At 65.3% G+C, this 21,920-nt stretch carries 22 protein-coding genes and 1 tRNA gene; 21 read left to right on the top strand and 2 right to left on the bottom strand.

The window, feature by feature from the left end:
- The 20 genes from ACNSTU_RS01465 to ACNSTU_RS01560 all read left to right on the top strand — a co-directional run bounded on the left by ACNSTU_RS01465 (position 1) and on the right by ACNSTU_RS01560 (position 18,319).
- Positions 1-534 carry a flagellar basal body-associated FliL family protein gene (locus ACNSTU_RS01465; protein ID WP_290637015.1) on the top strand — a complete coding sequence of 178 codons (534 nt, stop codon included), beginning with the start codon at positions 1-3 and terminating at the stop codon, positions 532-534.
- A 3-nt stretch (positions 535-537) separates the two neighbouring features.
- Positions 538-1,572: a flagellar motor switch protein FliM gene (fliM, locus tag ACNSTU_RS01470; RefSeq protein WP_290633348.1), complete on the top strand. Its 1,035-nt coding sequence runs from the start codon at positions 538-540 to the stop codon at positions 1,570-1,572.
- The gene (gene fliN, locus ACNSTU_RS01475) at positions 1,547-1,987 is read left to right on the top strand and encodes a flagellar motor switch protein FliN (protein ID WP_290633350.1); all 441 of its coding nucleotides are present in this window, start codon (positions 1,547-1,549) and stop codon (positions 1,985-1,987) included. Before fliM ends, fliN begins: the two co-directional genes overlap by 26 nt.
- A 342-nt stretch (positions 1,988-2,329) precedes the next feature.
- Positions 2,330-2,692, top strand: a complete 363-nt coding sequence (gene fliO, locus ACNSTU_RS01480) for a flagellar biosynthetic protein FliO (RefSeq protein ID WP_290633352.1) — start codon at positions 2,330-2,332, stop codon at positions 2,690-2,692.
- Positions 2,689-3,435 carry a flagellar type III secretion system pore protein FliP gene (fliP, locus tag ACNSTU_RS01485; RefSeq protein ID WP_290633354.1) on the top strand — a complete coding sequence of 249 codons (747 nt, stop codon included), beginning with the start codon at positions 2,689-2,691 and terminating at the stop codon, positions 3,433-3,435. Before fliO ends, fliP begins: the two co-directional genes overlap by 4 nt.
- Before the next feature lie 8 nt (positions 3,436-3,443).
- Positions 3,444-3,713 (top strand): flagellar biosynthesis protein FliQ, encoded by a 270-nt coding sequence (gene fliQ, locus ACNSTU_RS01490; RefSeq protein WP_290633356.1) that lies wholly within the window; start codon positions 3,444-3,446, stop codon positions 3,711-3,713.
- Between the two features lie 16 nt (positions 3,714-3,729).
- Positions 3,730-4,509: a flagellar biosynthetic protein FliR gene (gene fliR, locus ACNSTU_RS01495; RefSeq protein ID WP_290633358.1), complete on the top strand. Its 780-nt coding sequence runs from the start codon at positions 3,730-3,732 to the stop codon at positions 4,507-4,509.
- 65 nt (positions 4,510-4,574) lie between these two features.
- Entirely contained in the window at positions 4,575-5,747 is a 1,173-nt protein-coding gene (gene flhB / locus ACNSTU_RS01500) for a flagellar biosynthesis protein FlhB (protein ID WP_290633360.1), read from the top strand.
- Between the two features lie 74 nt (positions 5,748-5,821).
- Positions 5,822-7,984, top strand: coding sequence for a flagellar biosynthesis protein FlhA (gene flhA, locus ACNSTU_RS01505; protein WP_290633362.1), 2,163 nt, complete (start codon positions 5,822-5,824; stop codon positions 7,982-7,984).
- A 9-nt stretch (positions 7,985-7,993) separates the two neighbouring features.
- On the top strand, positions 7,994-9,370 hold the full coding sequence (flhF, locus tag ACNSTU_RS01510; protein ID WP_290637017.1) for a flagellar biosynthesis protein FlhF: 1,377 nt from the start codon (positions 7,994-7,996) through the stop codon (positions 9,368-9,370).
- 80 nt (positions 9,371-9,450) lie between these two features.
- The gene (locus ACNSTU_RS01515) at positions 9,451-10,299 is read left to right on the top strand and encodes a MinD/ParA family protein (protein ID WP_290631699.1); all 849 of its coding nucleotides are present in this window, start codon (positions 9,451-9,453) and stop codon (positions 10,297-10,299) included.
- Positions 10,296-11,024 (top strand): RNA polymerase sigma factor FliA, encoded by a 729-nt coding sequence (locus ACNSTU_RS01520; protein ID WP_290631697.1) that lies wholly within the window; start codon positions 10,296-10,298, stop codon positions 11,022-11,024. Before ACNSTU_RS01515 ends, ACNSTU_RS01520 begins: the two co-directional genes overlap by 4 nt.
- Positions 11,025-11,159: 135 nt before the next feature.
- Positions 11,160-11,552, top strand: a complete 393-nt coding sequence (cheY, locus tag ACNSTU_RS01525) for a chemotaxis response regulator CheY (RefSeq protein WP_290631703.1) — start codon at positions 11,160-11,162, stop codon at positions 11,550-11,552.
- Between the two features lie 10 nt (positions 11,553-11,562).
- Positions 11,563-12,327 (top strand): protein phosphatase CheZ, encoded by a 765-nt coding sequence (locus tag ACNSTU_RS01530; protein ID WP_290631695.1) that lies wholly within the window; start codon positions 11,563-11,565, stop codon positions 12,325-12,327.
- 91 nt (positions 12,328-12,418) lie between these two features.
- Positions 12,419-14,569: a chemotaxis protein CheA gene (locus ACNSTU_RS01535; protein WP_290631693.1), complete on the top strand. Its 2,151-nt coding sequence runs from the start codon at positions 12,419-12,421 to the stop codon at positions 14,567-14,569.
- 19 nt (positions 14,570-14,588) lie between these two features.
- Positions 14,589-15,695 carry a protein-glutamate methylesterase/protein-glutamine glutaminase gene (locus ACNSTU_RS01540; protein WP_290631691.1) on the top strand — a complete coding sequence of 369 codons (1,107 nt, stop codon included), beginning with the start codon at positions 14,589-14,591 and terminating at the stop codon, positions 15,693-15,695.
- A gap of 19 nt (positions 15,696-15,714) precedes the next feature.
- A complete protein-coding gene (locus ACNSTU_RS01545; protein ID WP_290631689.1) occupies positions 15,715-16,509 on the top strand; it encodes a ParA family protein in 795 nt (264 codons plus the stop codon).
- Positions 16,502-17,320: a chemotaxis protein CheW gene (locus ACNSTU_RS01550; RefSeq protein ID WP_290631687.1), complete on the top strand. Its 819-nt coding sequence runs from the start codon at positions 16,502-16,504 to the stop codon at positions 17,318-17,320. Before ACNSTU_RS01545 ends, ACNSTU_RS01550 begins: the two co-directional genes overlap by 8 nt.
- 92 nt (positions 17,321-17,412) lie before the next feature.
- Positions 17,413-17,910, top strand: a complete 498-nt coding sequence (locus tag ACNSTU_RS01555; RefSeq protein ID WP_290631685.1) for a chemotaxis protein CheW — start codon at positions 17,413-17,415, stop codon at positions 17,908-17,910.
- A gap of 19 nt (positions 17,911-17,929) precedes the next feature.
- Complete coding sequence (locus ACNSTU_RS01560) at positions 17,930-18,319, top strand: DUF2802 domain-containing protein (protein ID WP_290631683.1); 390 nt, start codon at positions 17,930-17,932, stop codon at positions 18,317-18,319.
- Positions 18,320-18,323: 4 nt separating this feature from the next.
- On the opposite strand, the gene ACNSTU_RS01565 is transcribed toward ACNSTU_RS01560, so the two are convergent.
- Together ACNSTU_RS01565 and ACNSTU_RS01570 are read right to left on the bottom strand one after the other, a co-directional pair.
- Positions 18,324-19,976 carry an EscU/YscU/HrcU family type III secretion system export apparatus switch protein gene (locus tag ACNSTU_RS01565; RefSeq protein ID WP_418212027.1) on the bottom strand — a complete coding sequence of 551 codons (1,653 nt, stop codon included), beginning with the start codon at positions 19,974-19,976 and terminating at the stop codon, positions 18,324-18,326.
- A gap of 63 nt (positions 19,977-20,039) precedes the next feature.
- Entirely contained in the window at positions 20,040-21,539 is a 1,500-nt protein-coding gene (locus ACNSTU_RS01570; RefSeq protein WP_290631677.1) for an SPOR domain-containing protein, read from the bottom strand.
- Positions 21,540-21,718: 179 nt separating this feature from the next.
- On the opposite strand from ACNSTU_RS01570, the gene ACNSTU_RS01575 reads away from it, so the two are divergent.
- Positions 21,719-21,794: transfer RNA gene (locus tag ACNSTU_RS01575), tRNA-Glu, on the top strand.
- The last annotated feature ends 126 nt before the right edge of the window (positions 21,795-21,920 follow it).

The raw sequence follows: 21,920 nt of genomic DNA on the forward strand, positions 1-21,920 counted from the left end.
ATGCGTGTCACCAGCAAGGCCGCTCAGCGCGGCTCCGGAAAACTCGTACTGATACTGCTGGTCGTTCTGGTCGCGTTGCTGCTGGCGGTGGGAACCGCTGCGGCGCTGTACCTGACCGGCGTGATCTCGCCGCTGGGCAACGGCGGGAATAATGTGGAAGAGGTGGCAGAGGACGAGTCCGGCGAGGAGCGGCCGCCGGCCCCGGCGCGCGGGCCGGCCCGGTACCTGGAGATGGAAGACGCCATTACCGTCAATATCTCGCGGGAAGACGGCCGGCGTGCCATCCTGCAGGCACGGTTGCAGGTCATGTCGCGGGACGAGGAGATTCTGGACAGCGTGGAGGAGCACATGCCGCTGATCCGCAACAATCTCATCAACCTCTTCGGCGACCAGCAGTTCGAGGACATCACCTCCAGCGAGGGCAAGAATGCCCTGCGGGAAGAGGCCCTGGAAGAGATCAACAGCGTACTGGAAGAAGAAGGTCATTGGCCTCACGTCGAGGCTGTTTATTTCACCAACTTCGTGACGCAATAGCTTATGGCCCAGGAGGACATACTCAGCCAGGACGAAATCGACGCGCTGCTGCACGGCGTCGATGACGGCAAGGTTGATTCCGAGAACGAGCGCGCGCCGCGCGGCGAGCTCAGGCCGTTCGATTTCCAGCATCAGGAGCGCATCGTCCGCGGGCGCATGCCGACGCTGGAGATGATCAACGAGCGCTTTGCGCGGCTGTTCCGTATTGGCCTGTTCAACATGCTCCGCCGGACGCCGGAAGTGTCTGTCCAGGGCGTGGACATGATGAAGTTCGGCGAGTACGTCCACACGTTGTACGTGCCGACGAGTCTCAACATCGTTCGCATGCACCCCCTGCGCGGCATGGCGCTGTGTGTGATCGATCCCAAGCTCGTCTTCGTGGTGGTGGACAACTTCTTTGGCGGTGACGGCCGCTACTACACCAAGATCGAGGGCCGGGAGTTCACCGGCACCGAATGGCGGGTCATCCGCATGGTGCTCAACCAGGCCTTCGAGGACCTCCAGGAAGCGTGGGCGCCGGTGCTGCCCATGGAGTTCGAGTACATGAACTCCGAGGTGAATCCGCAGTTCGCCAACATCGTCAGCCCGTCGGAAGTAGTGGTGGTCTGCCGCTTCAATGTGGAGCTGGACGGTGGGTCCGGCGAGTTCCAGCTCGCCATCCCCTACACCAACGTCGAGCCGATCCGCGATCAGCTCAATGCCGGCGTGCAGAGCGACCGCAATGAGGTGGATGAACGCTGGACCCGCTCCCTGCGCGAGGAGATGAAGGGCGCCGAGGTGGAACTCACCAGTACGCTGTCCAATGTGCAGATCAGCCTGCGTGACCTGCAGCGGATGAAGCCCGGCGACGTGATTCCCTGCGAGATACCGGAGGTCGTCACCATCGAAGCCGAAGGCATCCCCGTGCTGCGTGGCCACTACGGGGTTTCCAACGGGAATGTCGGCATCAAGATTACCGAACAGATTAACGCCCCCGAGCCCGAGGGGCCGCTGGCGTTGAGGAGCAAGCAGAATGAGCGAGGACGATCAGAAGACTGAACAGGAAGGCGCCATGGCCGAAGAGGCGGCTGCCCAGTCCGGGGAAGCGCAGGAGCCGGCCGCCGAGGCGTCGGGTGCGGAAGCTCAGGGCGGCGGCATGAAGCCACCGGGCATGGATACGCTCCATGACGAGAGCACGGAGGTGGACGACGAGAACGTCAACCTCGACGTCATCATGGATATTCCGGTAAACCTTGCCATGGAGATCGGGCGCACCAAGATCAGCATCCGTCATCTGCTGCAGCTCAACCAGGGCTCGGTGGTGGAGCTGGACCGTCTGGCAGGCGAGCCGCTGGATGTGCTGGTCAACGGCACCCTGATCGCTCATGGTGAGGTGGTGGTAGTCAACGACCGCTTCGGTATCCGCCTCACCGATGTCATCAGCCCCCAGGAGCGGGTGAAGAAACTGAAGTAAAACGTAGTGCGGACCTTCAGGTCCGCGAGCCCGGCGCCGATCGGGGGCGTGTCATGGCCAAAGGTGGACCTGAAGGTCCACCCTACGCAGATTGAACCATGCTGGCCGAATCACCGCGGATGCGTCGGGAACGTCAGAGTAGGGCGGACCTTCAGGTCCGCGAGTCATACCTCGATCGGCCGGGGTCGCATCGCAACAGTTCGAACAGGGGTAGTCGCCATCCGGAACCTGAGCCGCCGATTCCGCCAGCCTGCGCGCCTGATCTCCGGCGCTGTGCTGGTATGCGCCAATTTTCTGGCGTCCGGAGCGTTGCTGGCCGGCGAGGCGGAGGGCGGCCCCGGGGTGGATGCCGCGGCGCTGACGCGCGTGGTGATCGGTCTTGTGGTGGTGCTGCTGGTGGTTGTGGCACTGGGCTGGGCCATGCGCCGTTTCGGCAACTACGGTACGGGGTCTTCCGGTCAGTTGCGTGTGCTGGGCGGGGTTTCTGTCGGAACACGCGAGCGTGTCGTCCTGCTTCAGGTCGGCGAACAACAGCTTCTCGTCGGGGTTGCGCCCGGACGGGTACAGACTTTGCATGTACTGGACAAGCCCCTGGAAGGGGCCTCCGGTGATGCGGTGCGCCAGGGCGCGCCGGGTCAGCAGGGTTCCCCGTTCGCGCAACGGCTGCGTCAGGTGATGCGGCCAGACGAGAAGCGTCAGCAATGATTCGTCGACTACTACCCGGATTTCTGCCACTACTGCTACTCCTCTTCCCGGCGCTGACCCACGCCCAGATCGGCGGCATCGAGGCGCTGACCGTGGAGGATGGCGAGGATGGTCAGACCTACAGCGTGACGTTGCAGGTTCTCCTGCTGATGACGCTGCTGACCATGCTGCCGGCGGCGATTCTGATGATGACCGCCTTCACCCGCATCATCATCGTCCTGGGCATTCTGCGGCAGGCCATCGGCACCTCGCAGACGCCGTCCAACCAGGTGCTCGTGGGTCTCGCTTTCTTCCTGACACTGTTCGTCATGACGCCGGTGCTGGAGGAGACCTACAACAACGCCGTGGAGCCCTATCTCGCCGAAGAGATCACCCCTGAGGAAGCGCTGGATGCGGCGCAGGAGCCGTTCCGGGACTTCATGGCCAGCCAGACCCGCGACGAGGATCTGGCCATGTTCCTGCGCATCTCCAACACCGGCGAGGTGGAGTCCATTGAAGAAGTGCCGTTCACCGTGCTGGTGCCGGCTTTCATGACCAGCGAGCTGAAGACGGCGTTCCAGATCGGGTTCATCCTCTATCTGCCCTTCCTGGTGGTGGACCTGGTGGTCTCCAGTACGCTCATGTCCATGGGCATGCTCATGCTCTCGCCCATGATCATCTCCCTGCCCTTCAAGATCATGCTGTTCGTCCTGGTGGACGGGTGGTCGCTGATCATGGGCACGCTCGCAGCCAGTTTCTTCTAGGGGGCGCCATGAGTCCTGACTTTGCCATCAACCTGGGAATGGAAGCGCTGTGGGTCGCCGTGCAGCTCGCCGGGCCGATCCTGCTGGTGGCGCTGATCACCGGCCTGATCATCGGCATGTTCCAGGCGGCGACCCAGATCAACGAACAGACGCTGAGTTTCGTGCCCAAGCTGGGTACGCTCGTGATCACGCTTTTCATTGCATCGCCCTGGATGCTCAGTGTGCTGCTGGACTTCACGCGCAATCTGTTCATGAACGTGCCGTCCTGGATCGGCTGACCGGCGGAGAGATGGCGTGACCTTCACCTCCGCCGAAGCCATGGCCTGGATCGGCGCCTTTTTCTGGCCGTTCATGCGCATCGGGGCCATGGTCATGCTGGCGCCGGTCTTCAGTGATCAGCAGGTGTCCGCGCGTATCCGGCTGCTGTTCGCCGTGGCCCTGACTGTGGGTGTCATGCCCGTGTCCGGGCTGGGACCGGAGGTGGAGCCGCTGTCCGCGGAGTGGTTTCTGATCTGTCTCCAGCAGGTCCTGATCGGCATGTGCATGGGGCTGCTCATCGCCCTTGCGTTGCAGACCGCGAGCATTGCCGGCGAGAGCATTGCGCTGTCCATGGGGCTGGGTTTTGCCAACATGGTGGATCCGGTCACGGGGCAGTCCACGCCGGTGGTCTCCCAGTTCCTGATTGTGCTGGTGACGCTGCTGTTCCTGGTCATGGGTGTTCACCTGATGCTGATCGAACTCATGGCCGAGAGTTTCCGGGTCATGCCAGTGGGCACCGAGGGGCTGGTGCAGGAGGATCTCCGCACGGTGGCGGAGTGGGGCGTGCACATGTACGCGGGGGCCGTGCTGATTGCGTTGCCCGCGGTGGTCCTGCTGCTGCTGGTCTACCTGTCGCTGGGCGTGATGACCCGGGCTGCGCCGCAGATGAACATCTTCTCCGTGGGTTTTCCAGTGACCATGCTGGTGGGGTACATCGCCATCATGACCATCATCATCCCTTCGCTGCCCGGCCGCATGTCCGGCATCTGGAGTCACGCCTTCCAGACCATCGGCACCATCATCGGCACCAACTGATCAAACTGCCTGGATCGGTTCTTGCAAATGCATGAGCCGTCCCTTGAGAGCGTCGGAGTCACGTCATGGCCGGTGAGAGCGAGAACGGTCAGGAGAAAACAGAAGAGCCGACACCGAAACGGCGCCAGGATGCCAAGGACAAAGGCCAGGTTCCCCGATCGCGCGAGCTGAATACCACCATGATCATGGTACTGGGCGCCGGCGGGCTGCTGATCTTCGGCAGCTATATGGCGGGGCAGTTGTTCGAGGCCTTCAATCTGGCATTCCGCATTGACCGGGAGGACGTCTACGATCCGGAGGCGCCCTTTTACTACCTGCGCGAGGCCATCTGGGTGGGCCTCAAGGCGGTGGCGCCGTTCGCGCTCGTGATGCTGGTCGCCGCGATGCTCACGCCGGCGCTCATGGGTGGATGGACCATGAGCGCCAAGGGAATGGCGCCCAAGCTGGAGAAGATGAGCCCGATCAAGGGGCTCGGGCGCATGTTCGGCACCAAGGCGCTCATCGAGCTGGTGAAGGCCCTGGCCAAGGTGCTGGTGGTCATGAGCGTGGCGCTGATGCTGTTCTGGGCCATGCATCAGCGCATCCAGGGCATTACCACGGAGCCCCTGCATCAGGGCATGTTGCACGGCGCCACGCTGTTCTTCTGGGCGTTTTTCGCCCTGGCGTCCTCGTTGATCCTCGTTGCGCTTGTGGACATTCCCTACCAGCTCTGGGACCACACCCAGAAGCTCAAGATGACCAAGCAGGAGGTCAAGGACGAGAGCAAGGAGACCATGGGCAAGCCCGAGGTCAAGCAGAAGATCAAGCAGTTGCAGAACGAGATCGCCCAGGGGCGGATGATGGAGAACGTCCCCAAGGCCGACGTGGTTGTCACCAACCCCACCCACTTTGCCATCGCCCTGCGCTACGACCAGGAGCGCATGCGCGCCCCGCAGGTCGTGGCCAAGGGCATCGATGTGCTGGCGCTGCGCATCCGCGAGGTCGCCGAGGAAAACGAGATCCCGCTGTTCGAAGCGCCGCCGTTGGCACGGGCCTTGTATCACACCGCCGACCTGGAGCAGGAAATCCCCGCGGGGCTCTACATGTCGGTGGCGCAGGTGCTGGCCTACATCTACCAGCTGCAGACAGCGCGCAGGCAGGGCGGACAGCGCCCGCAGCGCCCCGACCCCGGTGTTCCGGACGATTTCGCCAAGTACACGACGAACGACGGCGACGGTCCGGAGGCGGCACGCCACTGAGAGCGCCGGCGCCAACTTTCTGACACAACCGAAACACTGACGCCGTAAAGGCGCGGGAGATCTGGAAACCCATCATGGGAACAGCCGTGCTCGACACTCTGCGCATGCTCACGCGCAACGGACTGGGAACGCCGCTTCTGCTCATGGCCCTGCTGGCCATGATGATCGTGCCGTTGCCGCCGCTGGCGCTGGACATGCTGTTCACGTTCAATATCACGCTGTCGCTGGTGGTGATGCTGGTGGCCGTGTATACGCCGCGGCCGCTGGAGTTCGCCGTCTTCCCCACGGTGCTGCTGATTGCGACGCTGCTGCGCCTGGCTCTCAACATCGCCTCAACGCGCGTGATTCTTCTGGAGGGGCATACCGGTACTGATGCGGCCGGGAACGTGATCCAGGCGTTCGGCGATTTCGTGGTGGGCGGCAACTACGCCGTGGGTCTCGTGGTGTTCGGTATTCTGGTCATCATCAACTTCGTGGTGGTGACCAAGGGCGCAGGGCGGATCTCCGAGGTCACGGCGCGTTTCACGCTGGATGCGCTCCCCGGCAAGCAGATGGCCATCGATGCGGACCTGAATGCCGGCCTGATCGATTCCGAGACGGCCCGCACCCGCCGTGATGAGGTGGCTCAGGAGGCCGACTTCTACGGGTCCATGGACGGTGCCAGCAAGTTCGTGCGCGGCGACGCCATCGCCGGCATTCTGATCCTGTTCATCAATATCATCGGCGGTCTGTTCATCGGCATCCTCCAGCACGGTATGCCGTTCCAGTCGGCCATGAACAACTACACGCTGCTCACCATCGGTGACGGTCTGGTGGCGCAGATCCCCTCCCTCGTGCTCTCCACCGGCACCGCCATCCTGGTGACCCGGGTCTCGTCCTCCCAGGACATGGCCGGGGAAGTGGTGCGCCAGCTCCTCGGCAACCCCAGGGCGCTGGCGGTGAGCGCCGCGGTGCTGGGCCTGATGGGGCTGGTGCCGGGCATGCCCAATCTGGCGTTTCTGACGCTGGCGGGCATTGCCGGCTTCTTCGCTTGGCGCATCCACAACAATCCGCTCGCCGAAGAGGCGGTGGAGCCTGCGGCCAAACCGGCGCGCGGCGCCCAGTCCGGGCGGGCCGCGGGCGGCTCCGGCGGTGGCGAGGGGGGTGCCCCGGTCGCGACCCAGGGCAGCGAGAACCAGGAACTCACCTGGGATGACGTGCCACCCGTGGATACAGTCGGACTGGAGGTGGGGTACGGCCTTATACCGCTTGTGGATCGCAACCAGGGCGGCCAGCTGCTGAACAGGATCAAGGGCGTGCGCAAGAAGGTCTCCCAGGATCTTGGCTTTCTGGTGCCGTCCGTGCACATACGGGACAACCTCGATCTCGGCCCGAACAGCTACCGGGTGAGCGTGCTGGGTGTGCCCATGGCCGAGGCGGAGCTGCAGCCGAGCCGTGAGATGGCCATCAATCCGGGGTCAGTGAGCGGCGAAGTGAAGGGGCAGGTGGCCCGTGACCCGGCGTTCGGCCTCGATGCAGTATGGATCGAGCCGTCCCAGCGCGATTTGGCCCAGAGCCACGGCTACACGGTCGTGGATGCCAGCACCGTGGCGGCAACGCACCTGAGCCAGATCATCCAGTCCCACGCCCATGAGCTGCTCGGGCACGAAGAGGTGCAGAAGCTGCTGGACATTCTCGCCCGCAAGCAGCCCAAGCTGGTCGAGGAGCTGGTGCCCAACACGCTGCCGCTGTCGACCGTGGTGCGCGTGCTGCAGAACCTGCTCGAGGAACGGATTCCCATCCGCGACATGCGCACCATCGTGGAGACGCTGGCGGAGCATGGCCAGGCCGTCAAGGATCCGTCTGCGCTGACCGCCCGCGTGCGCGAAGCGCTGGGCCGGATGATCGTGCAGAACGTGGCCGGCATGTCGGACGAGCTGCCGGTGATCACGCTGGATCCGCAACTGGAACAGTTATTGCTTAGCTCAGTACAGGGCAACGGAGACGGCACGGCCGGCCTCGAACCTGGACTGGCGGACCGCCTGCAGCGGTCCCTCGCGGATTCCGCGCAGCGTCAGGAGGTTGCGAACCAGCCGGCAGTACTGCTGACGGCGCCGCAACTGCGAAGCTGGATCTCGCGTCTGACCCGGCACAACGTCGAAGGACTCAACGTCCTCTCGTACAACGAAGTGCCGGACGAGAAACGAGTCAAAATCGTGGCGTCCATCGGTCAACAACAGGTGGCTCAGGGCAGTTAAGGTGAATTCATGAAGATTAAGCGCATCCACGCCGATACCATCCGCCAGGGGATTCGCCGGGTCCGGGAAGAAATCGGGCCGGAGGCGGTGATCCTGTCCACCCGCGAGCGTGACCAGGGCGTCGAGGTGATCGCCGCCATGGACTTCGACGAGGACAGCCTGCGTGAGCAGGCGGACCGGGATGACCGCCGGGTATCGCCCTCGACGCGCGATCGCGCGGCCCCTGCTGCGGAATCCGGGGCCAGCGCCGATTTCACCGAGATGCTGCGGCGCGCGCGGCAGCAGTCCGGTATCGGTGAGTCGTCTGGCGGACGCCGTCAGCGGATTGACGTCCACGTGGACGACCCGTTGACGGAAGACGACCTCAACAGGGGGCGTGCCGAACCGGCGCCGGTGACGGAAACGCGATCCGTTTCCGAACGGGCGGAGCGCCCCGAAGAGACCGCCGGCCGTGATGACGAGTCGGTGGAGGCCATGCGCAGTGAGCTGAAAGTGCTGCGGACCCTGTTCGAGAACCAGCTCTCCATGATGGAGTGGCAGCAGCAGGGCAAGAGCCACCCGGGGCGTACCACGCTTCTGCGGCAGCTCACGGAGATCGGGTTTGGTCCGGATGTCTGCCGTCAGCTGGCCAATCGGGTTGACGAGAAGCTGGAGCCGGAGCTGGCTCTGCGGCAGGCGCTGCACACGGTCAAGCGGCATCTGCCGGTCAGGAAGGACGACCTGCTCGAGCGCGGCGGCGTGGTGGCGCTCGTGGGCCCGACAGGCGTGGGCAAGACCACCACGGTGGCCAAGCTCGCCGCGCAGTTCGCGCTGCGTCACGGCCGCCACAAGGTGGCTCTGGTCAGCACGGACAATGTCCGGATCGGCGCCCAGGATCAGCTGCGCAATTTTGCGCGCATCCTTGGCGTGACCGTGCAGACCGCGAATTCCGCCGAAGAGCTGGAGACGGTGCTCGCCGATCTCTCCGACAAGCGCCTGGTGCTGGTGGATACCGCTGGTGTAAGCCAACGGGACATGCGGCTCGCGGAGCAGTTCACCACCCTCAAGGGTGTGGGTGACCGTATCCGTAGCTACCTGGTGCTGTCCGCGAACACGCAGCTGGCGGCGCTGAGCGCGACGGTCAAGTCGTACGGCGGGGTGGAGCCGTCCGGCTGTATTCTCACCAAGACGGACGACGCCGCCAGTCTGGGGGCGGCGCTGACCGTGCTGCTGCGGCATCGGTTGCCGGTGAGTTTCCTGGGGAACGGGCAGCGGGTGCCGGAGGATCTGATGCCGGCCGATGCCGGCCACCTGGTGCAGGACGCGCTGAAACTGGTGGAAGAGTATGGCCAGGAAGTGGACGACGAGCAGATGGCCGTGACCTTCTCGGTGGGCGGGTCGCACTGAGGGGCTCACGCCCACGGGGCTCCTGCGTGACAGTGGTAGTGCCGGGAGTGCGCCATGAAAGAACAAAGAGCACAGCGTTAATGGATCAGGCACCGAGTCTGACGCGGGTCAAGGTCATCGCCATTGCCAGTGGCAAGGGCGGGGTGGGCAAGACCAGTGTGTCCGTCAATCTGGCCGCCTCACTGGCGAGCGCTGGCAACCGCGTCCTGCTCATGGATGCGGATCTCGGGCTTGCCAACGTGGACGTGCTCTTGGGTCTTGAGACGCGGCACAATCTGTCCCACGTCCTGTCGGGTCAGGTGGAGCTGGACGACATTCTGATCGATGGGCCCGGCGGCGTGCAGATTATCCCGGCGTCCTCGGGCGTCAAGGGAATGGCGGCCCTGAGCGCGGCGGAGCAGGTGGGGCTGATCCGGAGCTTCAGCGAGCTCACCGGCGATTGGGACTATCTGATCATCGACACCGCCGCGGGCATCGCCGACAGTGTGCTCACGTTTGCCCGGGCGGCGCGCGAGGTGCTGGTGGTGGCTTGCGACGAGCCCTCGTCCATCACGGATGCGTACGCACTGATCAAGGTGCTCAACCGCGATTTCGGCGTCCACCGCGTCCATATGGTGGCCAACATGATTGCCAACGCGGCACAGGGGCAGGAGTTGTATGCCAAACTGCTGCGGGTTTGTGAGCGCTACCTGGATCTGACCGTCGCCTACATGGGCGGTATTCCCAACGACGATGCACAGCGGCGGGCGGTGCAGCAGCAGCAGGCGGTGACCACGCTCTACCCAGGTAGCCCGTCGGCCCGGGCCTTCCGGGAGTTGGCCAAGCGCGTCGATCGGCTGCCCATGCCCAGCCGGGCGGAGGGGCATCTCGAGTTCTTCGTGGAACGTCTCATTCAGTACAGTGGTGAAGCGGGGGAGGTGCTTTCATGAGTTCGCGCGCCGCAGCGTACTCGCAGGTACAGGCGCAGACCGGCGAGAACGACCTGGTCGTTCAGCACGCGCCGCTGGTCAAGCGGATTGCACACCACCTGCTGGCCAGGTTGCCCGAGTCCGTGCAACTGGAGGATCTGATCCAGGCCGGCATGATCGGGCTTCTGGAAGCGGCCCGGCAGTTCGATTCGTCCCACGGCGCCAGTTTTCCGACATATGCCGGGATTCGCATTCGCGGGGCCATGCTCGACGAGATCCGGCGGCTCGACTGGACCCCGCGCTCCGTGCACCGCCGTGGCCGGGAGGTGGCGCAGGCCGTGCGCGAGATCGAGAACCGCGCAGGGCGCGACGCCCGGGACAGCGAAGTCATGGAAGAGCTCGGCATGAGCGCCGATGAATATCACCAGACCCTGCGCGATGTCTCCAGCGCCAAGCTCTTCAGCCTGGATGAAGTCTCGCCGGCAACCGGCGAGACACGGGAACATGAGGGCGATGACGAAGGGCCGGAGCAGCATATCCAGGAGGCCGGGTTTCGTCAGTCCCTGGCCGAGGCCATCGGGACGCTGCCTGAACGTGAGCAGCTGGTGATGTCCCTCTACTACGAACAGGAGCTGAACCTGCGTGAGATCGGCGAGGTGCTCGGGGTGACGGAATCCCGGGTCAGTCAGATTCACGGGCGGATCATGCTCAAGTTGAAGGCACGCCTTGCCGACTGGACAGAGTGACAGGGCGTTTGCATGGACCGTCAGAATCGCGACGTGTGCGGCAGAACGCGGGCGTGCGCTCCGGCAGGGTGAGAGCGTTAGTAAGCCAACGACGTGTTCACCGTCTGACCAAAGTAAAGGTGATTGACTGTGAGTCTGGATAAAGACATGAGAATACTGATCGTGGACGACTTCTCCACGATGCGACGGATCATCAGGAACCTCCTGCGCGAGCTCGGTTTCCAGAACACCCAGGAAGCCGAGGATGGCAACACGGCGCTGCCCCTGCTCAAGAAAGGCGGCTTCGACTTTCTGGTCACCGACTGGAACATGCCGGGCATGGATGGCCTCACGCTGCTCAAGCACGTCCGGTCGGACGACGACCTCAAGCATCTCCCGGTGCTGATGGTCACGGCCGAGTCCAAGCGCGAGCAGATTATCGAGGCGGCCCAGGCGGGCGTGAATGGCTATATCGTCAAGCCGTTCACCGCCGCGACGCTGGAAGAGAAGATCAACAAGATCTTCGACCGCATCGAATCGGCCGAGTGAGGACAGGCGCATGACGGACGCCAGCCCGGATTTAGCTGCCTACGAGGCCAAGGCTCGCGAGCTACTGTCCTGTATCGAGGCCGGTGACGAGGAGGCCGTTGGCAAGGCGCTGGATGAACTCACCCGCCTGCGCGAGACGGAACTGTTCCGGGAGATCGGCAAGCTGACCCGGGAGCTCCATGAGGCGCTCAAGTCCTTTCGGCTGGATGGCCGGCTGAGCGATATCGCCGTCTCGGAGATTCCGGATGCCCATGAACGGCTGAACCACGTCATTGAGCTCACGGAGAACTCCGCGCACCGCACGCTGACGGCGCTGGAGGAGTCCCTGGAGACTCTCTCCAGCATTGGCAGCGAGGGCAAGGTGCTGGCGGCGGAGTGGAAGCGGTTCCGATCACGTCAGCTTTCTGCGACTCAGTTCCGCGGGCTGGGCCAGCAGCTGGACCAGTTCTTCGAGCGTCTCGAGAGTGAAGGCGACGCCATCCAGGCGAAGCTGACCGACGCGTTGATGGCCCAGGATTATCAGGACCTTACCGGCCAGATAATCCGCCGGGTCATGGAGCTTGTGAAAGAGGTGGAGGACGGGCTGGTGTCCCTCATTTCCATCTCCGCCCCGCGTCAGGCGCCGGATAAGGCTACGGAAAGCGCGAAATCGGCCGACAAGAAGAAAGACGACGAAAAGAAGCTGGAGGGGCCGCAGGTGCCGGGGCAGGAATCGGAATCGGCGGTCAGCGGTCAGGACGAAGTCGATGACCTCCTCTCCAGTCTTGGTTTCTGAACTCACGCCGCATCAGTGCGGGACGAGTCGGAGTAGGGCATCCCGGTAAGCCCTGCGTGCGGGCGCGGGCCGGGTATCGCTTGGGGGCTTTATGGCAGTTGATACGCAAGACGACATCGTTCAGGACTTTCTTGTGGAGTCCCGGGAGATCCTGGAGGAGCTGGGCGAGCAGCTCGTGCAACTGGAGCGCGCGCCACAGGATCAGGACCTTCTGAACGCGGTGTTCCGTGGCTTCCATACCATCAAGGGGGGTGCCGGGTTCCTGGGCTTCGACCCACTGGTCGAGATCTGTCATCGCACCGAGGACCTGTTCAACCTGCTGCGCAACGGCGAGCGTGAGGTGACCTCCGAGCTGATGGATTACGTCCTGCGCGCCCTGGATGTGGTGAACAACCAGTTCTCCGACCTGGGTAATGGTGAGGACCCCAGGGAGGCTCCGGAGGAGCTGCTGCGGGCACTGGAGCTCCTGCAGGAGCAGGAGAGCGTGGGCGACGCGCCAGCGGCGGCCCCGGCTGCACAAGCGGCGCCTGCCCCGGAAAGTGCCGCGGACGGCCAGACCGTTGCCGGCGGTGACGACATTACCGAAGACGAGTTTGAAGCGCTGCTGGACGCCCTGGACGAAGATAAACAGGAGCCGGCGGCGCCGGCCGCAGACAACGGCGGCACCCCTGCCGCCGGCGACGACATCACCGAAGAGGAATTCGAGGCGGTGCTGGACCAGCTGCACGGCGAGGGCCAGCACGGCGGCGTCCCCACGGGCGTGGAACCAGATGCGCCGGCGCCCGCTGCAGGCGGCGACGGCCTTATCAGTGAAGAGGAGTTCGAGTCGGTTCTCGACCAGCTCCATGGTGCGGGCAAGGGGCCGACCGCGGCCGGCGCCGGAGCCGCCGCACCGGCGGCAGCCAGCGACTCCGGTACGGCCAGGCGCCCGGCCAGTTCAGAGAAGCCAGCAGCGGCGCCAGCCGCCCGGTCTGGCGGCAACGACGGTGGGTCCGGTGGTGGCTCCGGTGGCGGGGATAGCGGTGCCGGTGGTGCGGCTGGCGGCGGTAAGGCCAGCGGCGAGACCTCCGTGCGCGTCGATACCGCCAAGCTCGATGACATTATGAACCTGGTCGGCGAGCTGGTGCTGGTGCGCAACCGCCTGAGCACCATTCGGTCCCAGTACGAAGACGAGCGCATGGGTCAGGCCGTCGCGGATCTGGAGCTGGTGACCTCCGACCTCCAGAGCGCCGTCATGAAGACGCGCATGCAGCCCATCAAGAAAGTCTTTGGCCGCTTCCCCCGTCTGGTCCGCGATCTGGCCCGGAACCTGGGCAAGGAAGTGGATCTGCAGATGGAGGGCGAGGACACCGACCTGGACAAGAACCTGGTCGAGGCCCTGGCCGATCCGTTGATTCACCTTGTCCGCAACTCCGTGGACCACGGCATCGAGGAGCCGGCCGACCGCAAGGCGGCGGGCAAGGCGTCCAAGGGCGTGCTCCGGCTCTCCGCGGCCCAGGAGGGTGACCACATCCTTCTCACCATCGCTGACGACGGCAAGGGCATGGACCCCGATGCGCTGCGCCAGAAAGTGGTCGAAAAGGGTCTGATGGACAAGGAGTCGGCCAGCCGGCTGGATGAGAAGGATTGCTTCAACCTGATCTTCACGCCCGGTTTCTCCACCAAGGCGGAGATCTCCGACGTCTCCGGCCGCGGTGTCGGCATGGACGTGGTCAAGACCAAGATCTCGCAGCTCAACGGCACCGTGGATATCGATTCGGCGCAGGGCAAGGGCACCACGCTACGGATCAAGGTACCGCTCACGCTGGCCATTCTGCCGACGCTGATGGTTCGCATGCGCGGGCGCAAGTTTGCGCTGCCCATGTCGGTGGTCAGCGAGATCTTTGAACTGGAAATGGGCAAGACCAAGGTGGTGGATAACCGCCGGGTGGTCATGGTGCGGCAGAAAGCGATGCCGCTGTTCTTCCTGGAGCGCTGGATCGACGCCATTGGCAGCCTGGAAACGGAGGATCCCGACGCCGGCCGCGATGAGCAGCAGGTGGTCACTGTCAATGTCGGCAACCAGGTAGTTGGCTTCGTGGTGGACGACGTGATCGGCCTCGAAGAGGTGGTGATCAAGCCGTTGGGCAGCATGCTCCAGGGGTTGCCCGGGCTGGCCGGCTCCACCATCACCGGGGACGGCAGCATTTCGCTGATCATCGATATTCCAAGCCTGGTAAAGACCTTCGGTTCCCGGATGTAGGCATGATGAGGAGAGTTGCGTGGCCACGCGCGTACTGATCGTCGATGATTCCGGTTTCTTCCGCCGGCGCATCAAGGAGATGCTCTCGGAAGACCGCGGCCTGGAAGTGGTAGGCGAGGCGGCGGACGGCCGCCAGGCCATCGCCGAGGTGCTGCGACTGAAGCCCGATGTGGTCACCATGGATATCGAGATGCCCGTGCTGGACGGCATCTCCGCAGTGCGCGAGATCATGAAGCAGCGGCCCACGCCGGTGCTCATGTTCTCCTCGCTCACGTTTGACGGTGCGCGCGCCACGCTGGATGCGCTGGAAGCGGGCGCGGTGGATTTCCTGCCGAAGCGCTTCTCCGACATCTCCGCCAATGCCGAGACGGCCCGCAAGCGGCTGCAGGAGCAGGTCAAGGCCGTTGGTGGCGGCCCGCGCGCGCCGGCACGGCCCCCGGCTGCATCGGCACAGCCCGAGCGGCCGCGTACCGTCCATGATTCACCGCGGGCCGAGACCCGCTCCGACGCGGTTGCGGCGCCCGCCGCACGTCCGTCACGCCGCGGGCCCGGGCTGCGCGATCTTGATCTTGTAGTCATCGGCGCCTCCACCGGCGGGCCGGTGGCCCTGCAGAAGGTGCTTACGGAGCTGCCGGCGGATTTTCCGCTGCCGCTGCTGATCGTCCAGCACATGCCGGCCAACTTCACCAGTGCGTTTGCGCAGCGGGTGAACGGCATGTGCCGGCTGCAGGTCCGTGAGGCCGCGGATGGCGACACGCTGGAGCCCGGCGTCGCACTGCTCGCGCCGGGAGGCACGCACATGGGCGTCCGCCGACGGGGTGGTGCTCTGAGTGTCTACACCATCGAACCGCGGGACGGCCAGTTCTACAAGCCGAGTGTGGATGTCGCCTTCAAGGAGGCGGTGAACACCTGCGGCGGGCGCGTGCTTGGCATCGTCATGACCGGCATGGGGGCGGACGGCTGCGAGGGCGCCGCAGACATTAAGCGGCGCCATGGGCACGTCTGGTCTCAGGACGAAGCGAGCAGCGTCATCTACGGCATGCCCGGCGCCGTCGCCAAGGCGGGGCTGACGGATCGCGAGATGGCGGTGACGGAAATCGGCGGTGCACTGGCGCGCCTGACATGAGCAGGGGCCTGGAGACAGTATGCGTACCTGGGCAATAGCCAATCAGAAAGGCGGGGTCGGCAAGACCACCACGGCCGTCAGCATGGCGGGGCTCCTGAGCAACCAGGGCGAGCAGGTGCTGCTGGTGGACCTGGATCCCCACGGATCGCTGACGGCCTACTTCGGGTACGACCCCGACGACATCTCGCCGAGTGTCTACGACCTGTTCAATGACACGCTGGATGCGAGTGACGTGCCGATGATGCTGCGCGACACCGGCGTCGAGAACATCAAGCTGCTGCCGGCTAGCAGCGCGCTCGCGACCCTGGACCGCCAGCTTGGCGCCCGTCACGGCAAGGGGTTGGTGGTGCGCAATACCGTTGAGGCCCTGGGTGAGCGGTTCGGTACGGTGTGCATCGATTGCCCGCCCATGCTGGGTGTGCTCATGGTGAACGCACTGGCCGCCTGTGATGACCTGCTGGTGCCGGTGCAGACGGAGTTTCTAGCCATCAAGGGCCTGGAGCGGATGGTCCATACCCTGGAGATGATCCAGCGCTCACGGCAGCGAGAGCTCCCGTACAGGATCGTACCCACCATGTTCGACCGGCGGACACGCGAGTCGGTGGAGGCGTTGCAGGAGCTGCGGCAGCGTTACGGGGATCGGGTCTGGGACGGGGCGATCCCGGAAGACACGCGGTTCCGGGAAGCGAGCCGGAATCGCCTGCCGCTGACCGTCGCACAGCCCTGGTCCCGGGGCAGTCAGGCTTATCGCAAACTGCTGCAGGCGCTGGTGCAGCAGCCGTCCGACGCGCCGGAGGCGGTGGAGCATGAGTAACAGCAGCCAGCGACAGCAGCCTACCCTGGTGGACCAGCACGACGCGATCCGCGACTACCTGGACGCGCTGCTGCAGGAAATCCCCGATCTCGAAGCGGACGCGGTGCCCGCGTCGGAGCCGGTGGCAACGCCCCAGCCCGAGCCCGTGGCGGCCGAACCGGTTGCAGCAGAGCCGACCCGGGGGCCGGAGCCGGTGGTCGAGCCGGAGCCGGTGCCGATGCCGGACCCCGCGCCGGTGAGCGCTCGCGAATCGGCGCCCGAGGTTGCGCCGGACGAGCCGGTGACCGAACCGGTGGAGGAATCGACTGCGGAGGTCGCTCCGCCGGCCACCGACCCGGTGATCGAAGAGCCGGCGGCGCGCCGCGATGAGGCAGTGCAGGCGCTGTTCTTCACCGTGGGCGGGCTGAAGCTGGCGGTGCCGCTCACCGAGCTCCACAGCGTCGTGCCGTGGCGCGACGTGGAAGTCACGCCCATGCCGCGGCAGCCGGAGTGGCACATGGGGCTGATGCGCTATCGCAACCGCAACGTGCGCGTGATCGACACCGTCACTATGGTGCTGCCGCCGGACAAGCGCCAGACCGAAGAGGCGCTGGCGGCGCCCGAACACATTCTGGTCGTGGGTGATGGTGGCTGGGGGCTTGCCTGCCACGCCATCGGTGACGTGGTGCGGTTGCGCCCCGATGAGGTGAAGTGGCGCAAGCAGGGGAGTCAACGGCCCTGGCTGGCAGGAACCGTTATCGGTCATCTGAGTGCGCTGATCGACACCAGCGCGTTTACACGAATGCTGGAGACGCAGGCGCCAAAACGTTGACCGTTTCCCGCAATCGCGGGAGCAGGGTCATGCCGGCGGCGTCCGTGCCGATACATCCAGTCTGAGAAAGAAAGTTTGAGTGGAGGCCAGTCATGGCGCAGCAAGCGGCTAGCAATGAGCAGGAGCAGGAACAGTTCCAGGGGCCGGTGACGCAGTGGGTCACGTTCTCACTGGCTGATGAAACCTACGGCATCGACGTCATGCGGGTGCAGGAAGTCCTGCCCATGAGCGAGATCGCCCCGGTGCCCGGCGCGCCCCGGTTCGTGCTCGGCATCATCAACCTGCGGGGCAACGTGGTGACGGTCATTGACACCCGCATGCGTTTCGGTCTTGAATCCCGGGACGCGGACAAGGCCAGCCGCATCGTGGTCATCGAAACCGGTGATCAGGTGGCCGGCATTCTCGTCGACAGTGTGGCGGAGGTCATGAACGTCCGGGAGGACGAGGTGGATACTGCGCCCAACGTCGGAAACGAGGAGTCGTCCAAGTACATTTACGGTGTTGTCAGTCGCGGTGAGGAACTGCTCATCCTGGTGGATGTCAACAAGTTGCTGAGCCGGGAGGAGTGGGAAGAGATCTCCTCCCTTTGATGCGTTATAGCGGGGATGCATGACCCTGAGTGTTCTGATCGCGATGGCCGCCCTCGTCATCGCCCTCACTTCCGCGGCCGTGGCGGTTATCCAGGTTCGGCGGGCAGAAGCCCGCCTTTCCGGTCTGCGTCACGAGCGGCGGCGTGTCCTGGAATCCGTGGAAGGCCTGTCGTCCGGCGCCGTGGCGCAGGGTGAACGGCTGGCGCGTCTGGAGCAGGAGCTGCGCCGCCTCAAGGAGCGGCTGTCCATGCTCAGTTCCCGCGAGACCAGCAGCGAGGCCTTCGAGCAGGCGATCCGGATGGCCCGAAAGGGTCAGGCCGCCGATGAGATCGCCGATACCAGCGGGCTGAGCAAGGTCGAGGCGGATCTGGTGGTGCTGATCCATCAGGAGCACGACGAAGAGGCCTGAAAGGCTACCCGCCGGGCGTTCTCCCTTTCAGGAGATAGGCGAACGCCAGCACTTCCGCGACCACCCGGTACAGCCGTTCCGGGATTTCCTCGTCCACATCCACCTGCGACAGCAGGCGTGCCAGCGTCTGGTCGCCGTGGACCGGTACGTCATGGGACTGCGCCAGGGTCACAATGGCGTCGGCAAGACTGTTTGCGCCCTTGGCAGTGACCATGGGGGCGCCGTCGCCATCGTACTCCAGGGCGATGGCAAGCCGCTGACGGGCCGAGTCATGCCTGTTCATCGAGTAGCCCTCGGTGTGGTCCGGTCGTTGGAGGTGAATCGGATGAGGGGGGTGGCCATGCATGCACGCCATGTTGGCCACCCGGAACCCCATGGCCTGCAGTCGCTCCTCCAGCATGTCCAGCTGCGTCTCCAGGAACCGCACGGTGCTCTCCCGCTCAGCCCACCAGGTAGTGGCCACGGCGTCCGGTGACAGGTGCACCACGGTATGCATTGGCCCCAGCCCCTCGAAGTTGAAACTCAACATCACCCGCCACGTCTTGTCCTCGTCCTGTTCATTGCCAGCGGCCTGTCGCTCCAGGTGGAACTGGATCAGATCGATCTGCCGCCCGTCACGCACGGGCAGCTCGAAGAACAGCGGTAGCGCCTCGCCGGCCAGCAGTGACAGCTGGGTGAGCTGCAGGCGGGCCATGGTGGAGTCGGTCTGACGCGCCAGCTCGGTCAGCATCTCGCCGGCGCCGGCGAGGCCGGGGAGCGTCGCGGCCTGGGGAGGCGGCGGCGGGATGCCCCGCGCCTGCGGCCCCGGGGGCGGCGACGTGTTGGCAGTCTGCTGGGCGGCTCCGCGCTGCGTGTCAGCCGCCGTCGCCTGTGCGGCGCCCGGAGTCGCCGGTTGCGCCAGGGGGGCGACGGGCTGCGGAAGCGCCCCCGGTTGTGGCGCAGGTTGCAGCGGGGCGGGCGGACGCGGCGCCGTCACTGGCGCCAGTCGAGGCTGCGACGCGGCGGGAGGCGGTTGTTGCTCACCACCACGTTGCTGCGGGCGAGCGTCCAGCGCCCGGAACACCTGGCTGAGCAGGTTGCTGAGCTGGCCTTTCTGGTCCGTGCGAACCACGCTGGGCGGCTCCTGGCCGGCGCCAATGGCGAGCAGCCGCCGCTCCAGGTGCAGGCCGCTGTCGGCGACGGCCTGCCGCAGGCCGTCGCTGCGCGAGACCTGGGTGCTGTCGGGGAGGGCCTGCCAGAATGTTCGCAGCGCCTGCTGCACCGGTTCCGGGAGGCTGCGTGTCTGAGCCGACGGCTGCGTTACCGTTTGCGCCACGTTCGCCATCAGGCCAGCGCTGCTGCCCTGTCGCGGCAGCAGTTGCCGCATCGCCTCCGAGGCCTCTCGGCTGGCTTCCGAGGGCAGGATGCGTAGCGTAAGCGCACCCCCTTCCTGGCGCAGCACCTGCACCTGGATGCGTTCACCGGCCTGCAGGGGTTGCTCCGTACGGGCCTGGATCTGGGCGCCGCCGATCTGCAGGGTTACACGCCCGTTCTGCGTCGCGGTGCGGGCAATGGCATCGATTACCTGGCCTGCCTGCCAGGAACGGAGAGACGCACCCGGCGCCGTTTCAGGAATGCGGAGGAGGCCGGGTTGTGCCGTGCTTGATGGAGGCAGCATGGTGACTCCCGGTTCGGGATGGCCTCAAGTTGGCCGCAGGACCATTGCCCCGCGAGCCTCCGGCTACTGGAAGTCGCTCAGCTGGCGCACCCATTCACCGCCGTCCCGTACGTCGTCGGGCAGGGCGGCAAGGCGTTCGCGGGCGTCGCTCTCGCTGGATTCAGCTCCGGTAACGACGACGTACCAGTCGCCGCCATCCCATTCGGTGACCAGCATGTAGGTTTCGACCTCACCGTTATGATTCTCCATCCAGGTGCGCAGGTTGTTGGGGCTGCGGCCCGCAACCAGCTGCACGGTCCAGTGATCACTCGGTTGCTCGGCCTGCCATGACCGGCCCTCCGCAAGCGTTTTCTCCAGCGGTGAGGCGGGTTCTTCCGCCGCGGTTACCCCGGCTTCGGGAGCGTCCTCCGCGGCATCCTCCGGCGGAGTGCCGGCGTCCGCCAGCGCCGTCAGGTCCGTGTGCAGTGATTCGGAGTAGCTGAACAGCGGAAGCGCTCCGGAGAGATCGACCGGCGGCTCCGCTTCGTCTCCGGGCGCCGCGGTGTCCAGATCAATGAGCGGGACGTCCACGACCAGCCGTTCGCCCGGCGTCGGGCCCTTGATCACTGCTGCATCAACGTCCAGCGGTTGAGCCACGGTGGTGGGCTCCGGCGCGTCGCTCAGCTGCCAGCCCAGTGTCAGCAGCGTTGCCAGCAGGCCAATTGTGGCCGCAGCGGCAACCACGACACTGCGCCTCGCACCCCGGAACTGCAGCCAGGTCGGCATTGACCGGCGTGTCTTCGGCCGGGAGCGCTTGCGGTTGGGCCGCTGTTTCGGGCGTGGCCGTTCCCTGCCACCCGCCAGCTGCTTGCGGGCAACTTCCAGTATGGCCCCGGGGCGGCCACCACTGCCGGCGTGGACTGCGTCGATGTCGAGGCTGGCGAGGAGGTGACCGGCGGTGTCGCCTTCCGCCTCCAGTGCCTGGCGGAGGAACTCCCGGGTTCCGGCCGGCTCAAGCCCGTGCAGGGAGACGGCAACGGGGTTGCTCTGGCGCTTCTCCGTATCTCGCCCCGCCACCTGAAGCGCGAGGCGGTGCGATCCGACCAGCAGCAGACTCAGCGCGCGGCCGGAAGCGATCCGTGTCTCTTCACGGAAGGCGAGGAGGTTGTCCAGCATGGCAGATTCCAGCCGGTCCGCGTCGTCCACGGCGAGCACCGGCGACTCACCGGCCCGCAGCATGCCGGTGATTCGCTCGGCCGCGTAGTCGCGAATCCGGTTGGGCGCGCTTACGGTGGGTTCGGCGTGCTGGAACTGCTCGAGCATCCCCAGCAGGATCTCGGTGAACGTGACTTCGGGTTCCACGTTCATGGCGTGGAGCTGCAGTCCGTGATCGTCGCGGGAGAGGATCCGGTGCAGCAGGTGCGTGCGGCCGCTGCCGGGGTCGCCTTCGAGGATGACCACGCGCTCACCCACCTGCAGGTGCTGCAGGAGCAGGTTCATGCGCGTCTCGCGCTCGCCATCGGCGTAGTGGAAGGGTGCCTGCAGGAGCCCGCCCCCCTGGACGCTGCTGGCGTTTGTCGACATTGATGGCTCCCTGGTTTCGGCGTTGCCCGGAACGCCTGTCATTCCGCCTCAGAGTACTGCCCGCAGTGTATCAGGCCGGCGACATTGCAGTGAGGCATGGTTGGCAGTTCAAACGGCCTGTTGACAGGCCCGACGGGCGCTCGTATCATGCGCCGCATCTTGGCTAAGCCAAGGGCCGCGTCCCCTTCGTCTAGAGGCCTAGGACACCGCCCTTTCACGGCGGCGACAGGGGTTCGAATCCCCTAGGGGACGCCACTTTTTCTCTCTCGTGGTTCCCACCACCTGGCGCGGTCTCATGCATATCTTCCGAGGCGCGTCCGCTCCGAAATCCTGAACCGGCGTGTTTCCGATTCGCATTCTGTGACGTGTCCACTAGGTCAT

It is taken from the genome of Aquisalimonas sp. APHAB1-3 (assembly GCF_048323695.1).
GTDB lineage: Bacteria > Pseudomonadota > Gammaproteobacteria > Nitrococcales > Aquisalimonadaceae > Aquisalimonas.

What these genes read in the sequence shown, in the direction of transcription:
- ACNSTU_RS01465 (WP_290637015.1), top strand. Translation starts at nt 1, where the DNA reads ATGCGTGTCACCAGCAAGGCCGCTCAGCGCGGCTCCGGAAAACTCGTA.
- fliM (WP_290633348.1), top strand. Translation starts at nt 538, where the DNA reads ATGGCCCAGGAGGACATACTCAGCCAGGACGAAATCGACGCGCTGCTG.
- fliN (WP_290633350.1), top strand. Translation starts at nt 1,547, where the DNA reads ATGAGCGAGGACGATCAGAAGACTGAACAGGAAGGCGCCATGGCCGAA.
- fliP (WP_290633354.1), top strand. Translation starts at nt 2,689, where the DNA reads ATGATTCGTCGACTACTACCCGGATTTCTGCCACTACTGCTACTCCTC.
- fliQ (WP_290633356.1), top strand. Translation starts at nt 3,444, where the DNA reads ATGAGTCCTGACTTTGCCATCAACCTGGGAATGGAAGCGCTGTGGGTC.
- flhB (WP_290633360.1), top strand. Translation starts at nt 4,575, where the DNA reads ATGGCCGGTGAGAGCGAGAACGGTCAGGAGAAAACAGAAGAGCCGACA.
- flhA (WP_290633362.1), top strand. Translation starts at nt 5,822, where the DNA reads ATGGGAACAGCCGTGCTCGACACTCTGCGCATGCTCACGCGCAACGGA.
- flhF (WP_290637017.1), top strand. Translation starts at nt 7,994, where the DNA reads ATGAAGATTAAGCGCATCCACGCCGATACCATCCGCCAGGGGATTCGC.
- ACNSTU_RS01515 (WP_290631699.1), top strand. Translation starts at nt 9,451, where the DNA reads ATGGATCAGGCACCGAGTCTGACGCGGGTCAAGGTCATCGCCATTGCC.
- ACNSTU_RS01520 (WP_290631697.1), top strand. Translation starts at nt 10,296, where the DNA reads ATGAGTTCGCGCGCCGCAGCGTACTCGCAGGTACAGGCGCAGACCGGC.
- ACNSTU_RS01530 (WP_290631695.1), top strand. Translation starts at nt 11,563, where the DNA reads ATGACGGACGCCAGCCCGGATTTAGCTGCCTACGAGGCCAAGGCTCGC.
- ACNSTU_RS01535 (WP_290631693.1), top strand. Translation starts at nt 12,419, where the DNA reads ATGGCAGTTGATACGCAAGACGACATCGTTCAGGACTTTCTTGTGGAG.
- ACNSTU_RS01545 (WP_290631689.1), top strand. Translation starts at nt 15,715, where the DNA reads ATGCGTACCTGGGCAATAGCCAATCAGAAAGGCGGGGTCGGCAAGACC.
- ACNSTU_RS01550 (WP_290631687.1), top strand. Translation starts at nt 16,502, where the DNA reads ATGAGTAACAGCAGCCAGCGACAGCAGCCTACCCTGGTGGACCAGCAC.
- ACNSTU_RS01555 (WP_290631685.1), top strand. Translation starts at nt 17,413, where the DNA reads ATGGCGCAGCAAGCGGCTAGCAATGAGCAGGAGCAGGAACAGTTCCAG.
- ACNSTU_RS01560 (WP_290631683.1), top strand. Translation starts at nt 17,930, where the DNA reads ATGACCCTGAGTGTTCTGATCGCGATGGCCGCCCTCGTCATCGCCCTC.
- ACNSTU_RS01565 (WP_418212027.1), bottom strand. Translation starts at nt 19,976, where the DNA reads ATGCTGCCTCCATCAAGCACGGCACAACCCGGCCTCCTCCGCATTCCT.
- ACNSTU_RS01570 (WP_290631677.1), bottom strand. Translation starts at nt 21,539, where the DNA reads ATGTCGACAAACGCCAGCAGCGTCCAGGGGGGCGGGCTCCTGCAGGCA.